At 70.1% G+C, this 10968-nt stretch carries 4 protein-coding genes, 1 tRNA gene and 1 rRNA gene; 2 read left to right on the top strand and 4 right to left on the bottom strand.

What is annotated here, in order from left to right:
- Positions 1–213 precede the first annotated feature (213 nt).
- On the bottom strand, positions 214–5736 hold the full coding sequence (locus ACFWZH_RS23555) for a HAMP domain-containing protein (RefSeq protein ID WP_384434489.1): 5523 nt from the start codon (positions 5734–5736) through the stop codon (positions 214–216).
- Between the two features lie 258 nt (positions 5737–5994).
- On the opposite strand from ACFWZH_RS23555, the gene ACFWZH_RS23560 reads away from it, so the two are divergent.
- Both ACFWZH_RS23560 and ACFWZH_RS23565 read left to right on the top strand, forming a co-directional pair.
- Complete coding sequence (locus ACFWZH_RS23560) at positions 5995–8664, top strand: SpoIIE family protein phosphatase (RefSeq protein WP_384434492.1); 2670 nt, start codon at positions 5995–5997, stop codon at positions 8662–8664.
- A gap of 154 nt (positions 8665–8818) precedes the next feature.
- Complete coding sequence (locus ACFWZH_RS23565; RefSeq protein ID WP_384434495.1) at positions 8819–9865, top strand: YncE family protein; 1047 nt, start codon at positions 8819–8821, stop codon at positions 9863–9865.
- Positions 9866–9932: 67 nt separating this feature from the next.
- On the opposite strand, the gene ACFWZH_RS23570 is transcribed toward ACFWZH_RS23565, so the two are convergent.
- The 3 genes from ACFWZH_RS23570 to rrf form a co-directional block, all read right to left on the bottom strand.
- Positions 9933–10008 (bottom strand) — tRNA-Thr (locus ACFWZH_RS23570).
- Positions 10009–10069: 61 nt separating this feature from the next.
- Entirely contained in the window at positions 10070–10747 is a 678-nt protein-coding gene (locus ACFWZH_RS23575; protein ID WP_384434498.1) for a DegT/DnrJ/EryC1/StrS family aminotransferase, read from the bottom strand.
- A 116-nt stretch (positions 10748–10863) separates the two neighbouring features.
- Positions 10864–10968: ribosomal RNA gene (rrf, locus tag ACFWZH_RS23580) — 5S ribosomal RNA — on the bottom strand; the annotation flags it as partial.

Genomic DNA, 10968 nt, shown 5'->3' on the forward strand with positions numbered 1-10968 from the left:
GGGGACGACTCCGTCACGCCGCCCGTCCTTGTGCCGGTCATGGTAGCTGCACCCCGCCTGTCGCCACACCCTGTCACCGCGATGTCACTGTGCACGTAGCAGAAACGCAGACAGAGACCAGAAGGTTCCCCGGATCCTGCGCTTCCACACGTCCACGGCGACACTCAGTCAGCACGCGGTGATCCTCTTTCGGCTTCCATACTGGACGCCCCGTCACTCCGCGCGCATCCATTGCTCCATGACCGACAGCAGATGATCGGTATCCACCGGCTTGGTCACGTAGTCGGACGCCCCGGAGTCGATGCTCTTCTCGCGGTCGCCCTTCATCGCCTTCGCGGTCAGCGCGATGATGGGCAGCCCGGCGAACTGCGGCATCCGGCGGATCGCGGCCGTGGTCGCGTACCCGTCCATCTCCGGCATCATGATGTCCATCAGCACCAGGACGATGTCGTCGTGCTGTTCGAGCACCTCGATGCCCTCCCGGCCGTTCTCGGCGTACAGCACCGACAGCCCGTGCTGCTCCAGGACGCTGGTGAGCGCGAAGACGTTGCGGATGTCGTCGTCGACGATCAGCACCTTCTCGCCGTGGAAACCGCCGTCGAAGGCCGGATCCACCAGATCCTGGCCGTTGCCGATCCAGGGCTCCTCGGCGGGCTGCTGGACGCTCGGCTGCGCCGGCGCCGGGGGCGGGGTGGGCGGCGTGGGCGGCTGCGCCGCGGACGTCGGCCGGCTGGGCAGTGCGAACCGGCGCTGGGCCCCCGAAACCGCCCGGCGGCGACGCCGGTTGAGGCTGCCGCCGGCACCCGCCTCGCGGTGCTGCGCCTCCTCGGCCTCCTGCAGCCCGACCTCGGTCTCGCGGGCCTCCGCGTCCATCGCCAGCCCACCGGCGACCAGCTGCGGATAGCCCTGCGGCGGCAGTCCGCCGGGGTTGTGCGGCAGGTAGAGCGTGAAGGTGGAGCCGCGGTTGGGCTCACTGGCGGCGTGGATCTCGCCGCCCAGCAGGCGGGCGATCTCCCGGCTGATCGACAGGCCCAGGCCGGTGCCTCCGTACTTGCGGCTGGTCGTGCCGTCCGCCTGCTTGAACGCCTCGAAGATGACCCGCATCTTGCTGGACGCGATGCCGATACCGGTGTCGGTCACCGAGAAGGCGATCATGTCGGCGTCCGGGTCGCGCAGCGAGCCGTGCTCCAGCAGCTGCTCGCGGATGGCCACCGGGACGTCCGCGCCGGCCGGCCGGATGACCAGCTCGACGGCGCCGGTGTCGGTGAACTTCACCGCGTTGGACAGCAGGTTGCGCAGCACCTGCAGCAGCCGCTGCTCGTCGGTGTGCAGCGTGGCGGGCAGCTCCGGCGAGACCCGTACGGAGAAGTCGAGCCCCTTCTCCGCGGTCAGCGGCCGGAACGTGGCCTCCACGTAGTCGACGAGCTGGACCAGCGCGATCCGTGTCGGACTGACGTCCATCTTGCCGGCCTCGACCTTCGACAGGTCCAGGATGTCGTTGATCAGCTGGAGGAGATCGCTGCCGGCGCCGTGGATCGTCTCGGCGAACTCGACCTGCTTCGGGGAGAGGTTCCCCTCGGCGTTGTCGGCCAGCAACTTGGCCAGAATCAGCAGGGAGTTCAGCGGCGTCCGCAGCTCGTGCGACATGTTCGCCAGGAACTCCGACTTGTAGCGCATCGAGACCGCGAGCTGCTCGGCGCGCTCCTCCAGGACCTGCCGCGCCTCCTCGATCTCGGTGTTCTTCACCTCGATGTCGCGGTTCTGCGCGCGCAGTTGCTCGGCCTTCTCCTCCAGTTCGGAGTTGGACAGCTCCAGTGCCCGCTGACGGCTCTCCAGCTCCGCGGAGCGCTCGCGCAACTGCTCGGTCAGCTCCTGCGACTGCTTGAGCAGCACCTCGGTCTTGGTGTTGACCGAGATGGTGTTGACGCTGGTCGCGATCATCTCGGCGATCTGGCTGAGGAAGTCCTTCTGGATCTGGGTGAACGGGTGGAAGGACGCCAGCTCGATCACGCCGAGGACCTTGTCCTCGAAGAGCACCGGAAGCACGATCACGTTCGCCGGCGGCGCCTCGCCGAGCCCGGAGGCGATCTTGAGGTAGCCGGAGGGCACGTTCTCCACCAGGATCGTGCGGCCCTCCTCCGCCGCCGTGCCGATCAGCGTCTCGCCGGGCTTGAAGGTGGTCGGCATACCGCCCATCGCGTAGCCGTACGAGCCCATCAGCCGCAGCTCGTACGCGCCCGGTTCGCCGCCGTCCGCGCCGATCTCCCGGCTGTCGGGCTGCGCCGCGAGGAAGAACGCGCCGTGCTGCGCGGAGACCGCGGGCGACAGCTCGCTCATGATCAGCGTGGCGACGTCCTTGAGGTCGCGACGGCCCTGCATCAGACCGGAGATCCGGGCCAGGTTGCCCTTGAGCCAGTCCTGTTCCTCGTTGGCGAGGGTGGTCTCGCGGAGCGTGGAGATCATGGTGTTGACGTTGTCCTGGAGCTCCAGGATCTCGCCGGCCGCGTCCACGTCGATCCGGACGTTGTGGTCGCCGAGGGTGACCGCCGCGGCGACCGCGGCGATGGCGCGCACCTGGCGGGTCAGGTTGCCGGCCATCTCGTTCACCGACTCGGTCAGGTCGCGCCAGGTGCCGGCCACGCCCCGTACCTGTGCCTGACCGCCCAGCTGGCCCTCCGTACCCACCTCGCGGGCCACCCGGGTGACCTGCTCGGCGAAGGACGACAGCTGGTCGACCATGGTGTTGATGGTGGTCTTCAGCGCGAGGATCTCGCCGCGCGCATCGATGTCGATCTTCTTGGTCAGGTCACCCTTGGCGATGGCGGTGGTGACCATGGCGATGTTGCGGACCTGGCCGGTCAGGTTGTTGGCCATGGAGTTCACGGACTCGGTGAGGTCCTTCCACGTGCCGGCGACGCCAGGGACGCGGGCCTGACCGCCCAGGATGCCGTCGGTGCCCACCTCGCGGGCCACCCGCGTGACCTCGTCGGCGAACGACGACAGCGTCGTGACCATCGTGTTGACCGTGTCGGCGAGCTGCGCGACCTCGCCGCGCGCCTCGACCGTGACCTTCTTGGTGAGGTCTCCGTTGGCGACCGCCGCCGAGACCTGCGAGATGTTGCGGACCTGGATGGTCAGGTTGTTGGCCATCAGGTTGACGTTGTCGGTGAGGTCCAGCCAGATGCCGGTCGCGCCCGGCACCCGCGCCTGACCGCCCAACTGGCCCTCGGTGCCCACCTCACGGGCCACCCGGGTCACCTGCTCGGCGAACGACGACAGCTGGTCGACCATCGTGTTGACGGTCGTGACCAGTTCGAGGATCTCGCCCTTGGCGTCGACGGTGATCTTCTTGGACAGGTCGCCGCGGGCCACCGCCGTCGTCACCTCGGCGATGTTGCGCACCTGCGACGTCAGGTTGTTCGCCATGAAGTTGACGGACTGGGTGAGGTCCTTCCACGTACCGCTGACGCCCTGCACCTCGGCCTGACCGCCCAGGATGCCCTCGGTGCCCACCTCGCGGGCGACCCGGGTGACCTGCTCCGCGAACGAGGAGAGCTGGTCGACCATGGTGTTCAGGGTGTTCTTCAGCTCCAGGATCTCGCCCCGGGCGTCGGCGTCGATCTTCTGCGACAGATCGCCGCGCGCGACCGCCGTGGCGACCTGCGCGATGTTGCGGACCTGGGCCGTCAGGTTGCCGGCCATGCCGTTGACGGAGTCGGTCAGATCGCGCCAGACGCCCGCGACGCCGGGCACCTGCGCCTGGCCGCCCAGCCGACCGTCCGTACCGACCTCCCGGGAGACCCGGGTGACCTGCTCGGCGAACGCGGAGAGCTGGTCGACCATCGTGTTGATGGTGTTCTTCAGCTCCAGGATCTCGCCGCGCGCGTCCACATCGATCTTCTGCGACAGGTCACCGCGCGCGACCGCCGTCGTCACCTGCGCGATCTGCCGCACCTGCGAGGTGAGGTTGCCCGCCATGAAGTTGACGGAGTCGGTCAGTTCCTTCCAGGTGCCGCTGACGCCGTCCACCCGGGCCTGACCGCCCAGCCGGCCCTCGGTGCCCACGTCCCTGGCCATCCGCGTGACCTGGTCGGCGAAGGAGGACAGCTGGTCCACCATCGTGTTGACGGTGTTCTTCAGCTGCAGCATCTCGCCGGAGACGTCGACGGTGACCTTCTGCGACAGGTCGCCGTTGGCGACCGCGGTCGTCACCTGCGCGATGTTGCGCACCTGCCCGGTCAGGTTCCGGAACGCGGTGTTGACGGAGTCCGTCAGGTCCTTCCACGTGCCCGCGGCCCCGGGGACCGCCGCCTGGCCGCCCAGCTCGCCCTCGACGCCAATCTCCCTTGCCACGCGGGTGACTTCGGCACCGAACGACGAGAGCTGGTCCACCATCGTGTTGACGGTGTTCTTCAGCTCCAGCATCTCACCGGCGACATCGACGGTGACCTTCTGCGAGAGATCGCCGTTGGCGACCGCGGTCGTCACCTGCGCGATGTCCCGCACCTGCCCGGTCAGGTTGCGGAAGGCGTTGTTCACCGAGTCGGTGAGGTCCTTCCAGGTGCCGGCCGCGCCCGGTACCTGCGCCTGGCCGCCGAGCTGGCCCTCGGCCCCGACCTCGTTCGCCACCCGCGTCACTTCGTCCGCGAAGGTGCGCAGCGTCTCGGTCATGGTGTTGATGGTGTCGGCGAGCTGCGCGACCTCGCCGCGCGCGCTGACGGTGACCTTCTGCGACAGGTCGCCGTTCGCGACGGCGGTGGTGACCTGGGCGATCCCGCGCACCTGCGCGGTGAGGTTTCCGGCCATGAGATTGACCGAATCCGTCAGGTCCTTCCACACGCCGGCGACGCCGGGGACCTGCGCCTGCCCGCCGAGCTCACCCTCCGTACCGACCTCACGGGCGACCCGGGTCACCTCGGAGGCGAAGGAGGACAGCTGGTCCACCATCGTGTTGACGGTGTTCTTCAGTTCGAGCATCTCGCCGGCGACATGGACGGTCACCTTGCGCGACAGGTCACCCTTGGCGACCGCGGTGGTCACCAGAGCGATATCACGCACCTGAGCCGTCAACCGGGAGGCCATGGTGTTGACGGACTCCGTGAGGTCCTTCCACGAACCGGACATTCCGCGCACCCGGGCCTGCCCGCCGAGCTTGCCCTCCGTACCGACCTCACTGGCCACCCGGGTGACCTCGTCGGTGAACGCGGAGAGCTGGTCGACCAGCCCGTTGACCGTACGGCCGACCTTGAGGAACTCACCGCGCAGCGGATGCTCCGAGGAGCTGTCCGAGCTGCGCGAGCGCAGGTCCATCCGCTGCTCCAGGTCTCCCTCGGAGACCGCCGAGAGCACCCGTCCCACCTCGGACACGGGCCGTACCAGGTCGTCGACCAGGGCGTTCGAGGCGTCGATGGCCGCGGCCCAGGAGCCTTCGGCGGCGCCGACTTCCAGCCGCTCGGTGAGCTTTCCCTCACGTCCGACGACCCGGCGCACCCGCGCCAGCTCACCGGTCAGATGCAGATTGCGGTCCGCGACCTCGTTGAAGACCGCCGCGATCTCCGACATGACGCCGTCGCCGGACACCGTCAACCGCTTGCGGAAATTCCCGTCCCGCATGGCGACCAGAGCGACCAACAGCCGATTCAGCGCAGCCGTATCCACCTCGGTCGTCCCGTTGCTCCGGGATCGTCCGCCTTTCGCGCGCGTGCTTGCGCCCCGCGCCGCTGCGCCAGACTCCACCGTGTCCCTCCCGAAGGGTCGACCGTTCCACCCGGGCTTTCTCTTGATACTTGCCCAGTGTTTCACCATGGCCCAACCAGGCCATAACAGTTCGGCAGCATCGCACACGTCCCAGGGCACGATTGGGGCGGAAACACACGTGACCGGCATCCTCGGCCGCGGCGAAGGTAAGTAACCTGGCATACGGCTGTCCACCCCCCGGCCACGCTCCCGGGCGGTGGTGCGAGCACGACAGGTATTCGGAGGGGCGCCGCGACCATGGGGGAGCAGATCACCGACACACGCATGAGGAGACCAGTGATCACCGCGCGGGCCACCGCAACCTTCGACCCGGTGGGGCGCTCGGTCGCCACTGCCCGTGCGTTCGTCCGTGACACCCTCCAGGGCTGGGGCTGTGCCGACATCGTCGACGACGCCGTCGTCCTCACCAGCGAGCTGGTCACCAACGCCGTGGTGCACGCCGGCACGGCCGCCGACGTGCTGTGTCTGCGCACTGACGGAGGGGTACGGATCTCGGTCGCCGACCGCTACCCCGAGCGTGAGATCCCGCTCCAGAACGCCGGACAGGTCATCGTCCACCCGGACCGCGAGGGCGGCCGCGGCCTGCTGCTGTGCGGCGCACTGGCCTCCCGGTGGGGCGTGGAGTACACCGCCGCACAAAAGCACGTCTGGTTCCAGCTCGACCTCCCCGAGCGCCCCGCCGGCACCCGCTCCGCCGGCCCCGCCCTCCCCGTGGACGCCCTCCCGGTCACCGACACCCGCGTGCGGGTCGCGGTGGTCCAGATCGACCGCGGCGGCTGTATCAGCTTCTGGAACGAGGACGCCCAGGACCTCTTCGCCTACGACCGCGAGCAGGTCATCGGCAAGCCGCTCACCGACTTCGCCGCCTGGCCGCACACCCCCGGCACCGGCACCGGCATCGCCGAGGCGCTGCAGCTCTCCCGCTGGGAGGGCTCCTACGGCATGCGGGGCGCCGACGGCCGCGTCGTCCCCGTATACGCCTCCCACCTGCGAGTACGCGACGCCGACGGCGAGGCCTCCACGGTCTGCCTCCTGGTGCGCGACCACGAGCGCGCGATCCTGCAGAGCCCCCAGCGCACCCCGGCCCCGGACGCCGCCTCCCAGGCCGCGCAGGCCGAGGGACGCCCCACCGACCCCTTCGAGGTCTTCATCGGCTCCCCGGCCCCCGACGACCTCGACGGCCTGCTCCAGCGCACGGTCGAACGCGCCCGCGACATGCTCGACGGCGACGCCGCCTACCTCCTGCTCGCCACCGACGACGAGACCGAGCTGGAGGTACGCGCCTCCACGGGCCTGCCCTCCGCCCGCCAGCGGTTCGCCCGCGTCCCCGTCGAGGCCGGATCCGGTCGCTACGGCTCCGCCCGGATGCCCGCCGTCCACGAAGACCTCACCGCCGTCCCCGGCGCCGTACCGCTGCTCAGCGGCACGGGCATGCGCTCGGTCGTCACCGTCCCGCTGAAGGTCGAGGGACGGCTGACCGGCTCCCTGGGCGTCGCCGCCGAGGGACCCGGCCGCTACTCGAACGAAGAGGCGCTGCGCCTGCAGTTCGCCGCCGACCGCATCGCCCTCGCCGTCGAACGCGCCCGCCTGACCGAGCTGGAAAAGCTGCGCCGCGGCTCCCTGTCCTTCCTCGTCGAGGCCTCCGACCTCCTGGCCGGCACCCTCGACCGGGACCAGACCCTGGCCCTGATGGCCCAGATGACCGTCCCCACACTCGCCACGTGGTGCGCCGTCTACACCGTCGCCGACCAGGCCTCCGAGCCCGAGCTCTCCTACGTCCTGCACGAGGACGAGGACCGCATCGACGGCCTCAAGACCCTCCTGATGAAGGTCGACCCGCCCGAGCCGGTCCCGACCCCCGGCGCCCGCGTATGGACCGCCCCCGGCGACGCCGCACACGACGCCGCCCTGCGCACCTCCATGCGCAGCCTGGGCCTGGGCAACGCCGCCCGCCCTTCCAGCGGCCCCGGCGCCACCCTCGCCACCGCCGCCGCCGTCGGCGGCGAGACCGTCGTCCTCCCCCTCGTCGCCCGCAACCGCGTCATCGGCATGCTCACCCTCGGCAAGCCCACCGAGGAGCACTTCCGACAGGAGATCCTCGAACTCGCCGAGGACCTCTCCCGCCGGGCCGCCCTCGCCCTCGACAACGCCCGCCTCTACTCGGAGCGCACGGCGATCAGCCAGTCCCTCCAGCGCAGCCTGCTGCCGCCCGAGTTGCCCGACATCGCCGGCGTCGAGGTCGAGGTCATCTACCGCGCGGCGGGCGAGGGCAACGAGGTCGGCGGCGACTTCTACGACCTCTTCCCCATCCGCGACGGCGCCTACGGCTTCGCCATCGGAGACGTCTGCGGCACGGGCCCGGAGGCGGCGGCCGTCACCGGCCTCGCCCGCCACGCCCTCCGCCTGCTCGCCCGCGAGGGCTTCGGCGGCCCCGCCGTCCTGGAACGGCTCAACGCCGCCATCCTCGACGAGGGCGCCCGCAGCCGCTTCCTGACGCTCCTCTACGGCGAGCTGTGGCCGCAGGACGACGGCAGCGCCATCCTCAAGGTCGTCTGCGCCGGCCACCCCCTGCCGCTGCGCCTGCGCCAGGACGGCACGGTCGAGCCGGCCGCCGAACCCCAGCCGCTCCTCGGCGTCATGGACGACCTCGAACTCTACGAGCAGACCGTCACCCTCGACCCCGGCGACGTCCTGCTGTGCGTCACCGACGGCGTCACCGAACGCCGCGAGGGCACCCGCATGCTCGGCGACGACGGCCTCACCGACGTCCTGACGACGTGCACGGGCCTGACCGCCGGCGCCGTCGCCGCCCGTGTGCTGCGCGCCGTGGAACGCTTCGCCGCCGAACCGGCCTCCGACGACATGGCCATCCTCGCGATGCGCGTCCCGGAGTTCCAGACGAGCTGACCACCCCGGAGCAGCGGCCACCACGGCATATGTGGGCTGCCTCACAGCCCGTCGGCCGCTGCCCCGGCATCACCAGCATCCTTGCGCGCGGTGCAGTGCACCCTTGCCCGACCTGCAGTGGAGTCGGCCCCAACGGCCGCGCACGATACGGCACATGACTCCCACCACCGCGGGTTCGCCCGGCGATCAGCTCGCCGTCGTCAGCCAGTCCGGCTCCACCGTCACCTTCTTCGACGCCGCCACCCACGAGCGCCTCGACGTCCTGCAGATGCCACCGCAGCCGCACGAGTTGTGCTTCGACCCCGACCACCGGCTGCTCTACTGCGCCAGCACCTACCGCTCCGGCTTCTACCACGCCCACCAGGGCCGGTCCCACGAGATCACCGTCATCGACGTCGACACCCGCACGATCGTCGCGACCCTCGACCTCTCCCCCGACCACGCCCCGCACGGCCTGGCCCTCGACCGCACCCGCGCCCGGCTGTACGCGAGCGTCGAGGCCACCGACACCGAGCCGGGCGGCGTCGTGGTCATCGACACCCGCACCCACGCCCGCCTCGGCCGGATCTCCACCATGGCTCCCGGCCCGCACTGGTTCGCCATCACCCCCGACGGACGGCACGGCTACGCCACCAACAAGGAAGCCCCGTTCGTCTCCGTCGTCGACCTCGACCGCGGGGTCTGCACCGACCGCATCCCCGTCCCCGGCAGCGAGGGCCTCGCCGTCGCCCCCGACGGCCGTCATGTCTACGTCGCCGCTCCCAAGGCCGCGTTCCCCACGCCGTCGTCGGCGCCCACGGTCCTCCACGTCATCGACACCACCACCCACGAGACCGTCCGCACCCTGCCCACCAAGGGGCAGACCATGCCCGTCCACGCCACCGCCGACGGCACCCTCCTCGCCGGCGAACTGCGCCAGGACGCCGCCCACGGCGGCCCGCTCGGCAACCAACTCCCGGGCGCCCTGACCGTCTTCGCCCCCGACACCCTCACCCCCCGCGGGGAGGTACAGGTCGGGCGGTTCCCCCTGACCCTCACCTCCTCCCCCGACGGCCGCCGCGCGTACGTCTCGAACCTCCTGGACAGCACGGTGACCGTCGTCGACCTCCAGACCCTGCGCCCCGTCACCACCCTGACGGTCGGTCGCACCGACGAATCCGGTGCCCACGGTCTGGCCTACATTCCCTCCGCGAAGAACTGAGCCGCGTCCGCACACCGCATCCGCATACGGCAAAGGCCCCCGCCGTTCGGCGGGGGCCTTTGCCCTCTGGAGCCCCAATACGGAATCGAACCGTAGACCTTCTCCTTACCATGGAGACGCTCTGCCGACTGAGCTATTGGGGCGCAGCAACAGAAAGAATATTACCCCAACTCCCCGGCGACTACGAACCGGACACTGCCGTGTCTAAAAGGCCGGCTGCAGCAATCCGCCCAGCGCATTGCAGGCACCGACCATCTTGTGCAGCTCCCGCCGCGACATGCCCATGTGCACGGGCAAGGCCAGCGTCTCGTCCACCGCACGCTCGGTCTCCGGCAGGAACACATCCCGCCGCAGCCCCGGCATCCGGTAGACCGGCGCCAGCACGGGCACCTTGCACGCAACTCCCTTGGCACGCAACGCCCGACCGAACGCGTCCCGGTCCGGTCGCCCGTTCCCCGGCACCCGCACCACATACTGCTCGTAGGTGTGCCCCGCCGCGGGCTTCGGCGTCCAGACCCCGTTGAGCCGGCTGTCCAGATACGCCGCATGCGCCCGACGCAGCTCCGCTCCCGCCGGATCCGCCCCGGGCTCGTCCTCCACCAGCACCAACAGCCCGTGCCGCTGCCCCACTTCACGGATCCAGCCGGCGTCGGCCCGCCGTCCGAACCGGTGTATCGCCACGACGGCAGCGGTCCGGCTGGTCACCGCGTCCGCGACCGCGGCCGGGTCCAGGCAGTAGCTCTCGGCATCCACATCGGCGAACACCGGCACCGCGCCCAACTCCACCACGGCCCGGGCCACTTCGGCGTTGCCGTACGCCGACAACACGACCTCGTCACCAGCGCGCACGCCGGCCGCCCTGAGTGTTCCCACTGTGCCCATGCTGCGGATCCTGGTCAGATGAGGTGAACGTCGCGTTACACCCACCACCCGAAAATCAGAACAAAAAAGCTCTGGTCCCTGAACCACGAGGGTTCAGGGACCAGAGCTGAAGAATCGTTCGGCGGTGTCCTACTCTCCCACAGGGTCTCCCCTGCAGTACCATCGGCGCTGAAAGGCTTAGCTTCCGGGTTCGGAATGTAACCGGGCGTTTCCCTAACGCT

Origin of the sequence: Streptomyces sp. NPDC059008 (genome assembly GCF_042749045.1) — a bacterium.
GTDB lineage: Bacteria > Actinomycetota > Actinomycetes > Streptomycetales > Streptomycetaceae > Streptomyces.

Excerpts from the sequence above, each read along its gene's own strand:
- ACFWZH_RS23560 (WP_384434492.1), top strand. The coding sequence starts at position 5,995 with ATGGGGGAGCAGATCACCGACACACGCATGAGGAGACCAGTGATCACC.
- ACFWZH_RS23565 (WP_384434495.1), top strand. The coding sequence starts at position 8,819 with ATGACTCCCACCACCGCGGGTTCGCCCGGCGATCAGCTCGCCGTCGTC.
- ACFWZH_RS23575 (WP_384434498.1), bottom strand. The coding sequence starts at position 10,747 with ATGGGCACAGTGGGAACACTCAGGGCGGCCGGCGTGCGCGCTGGTGAC.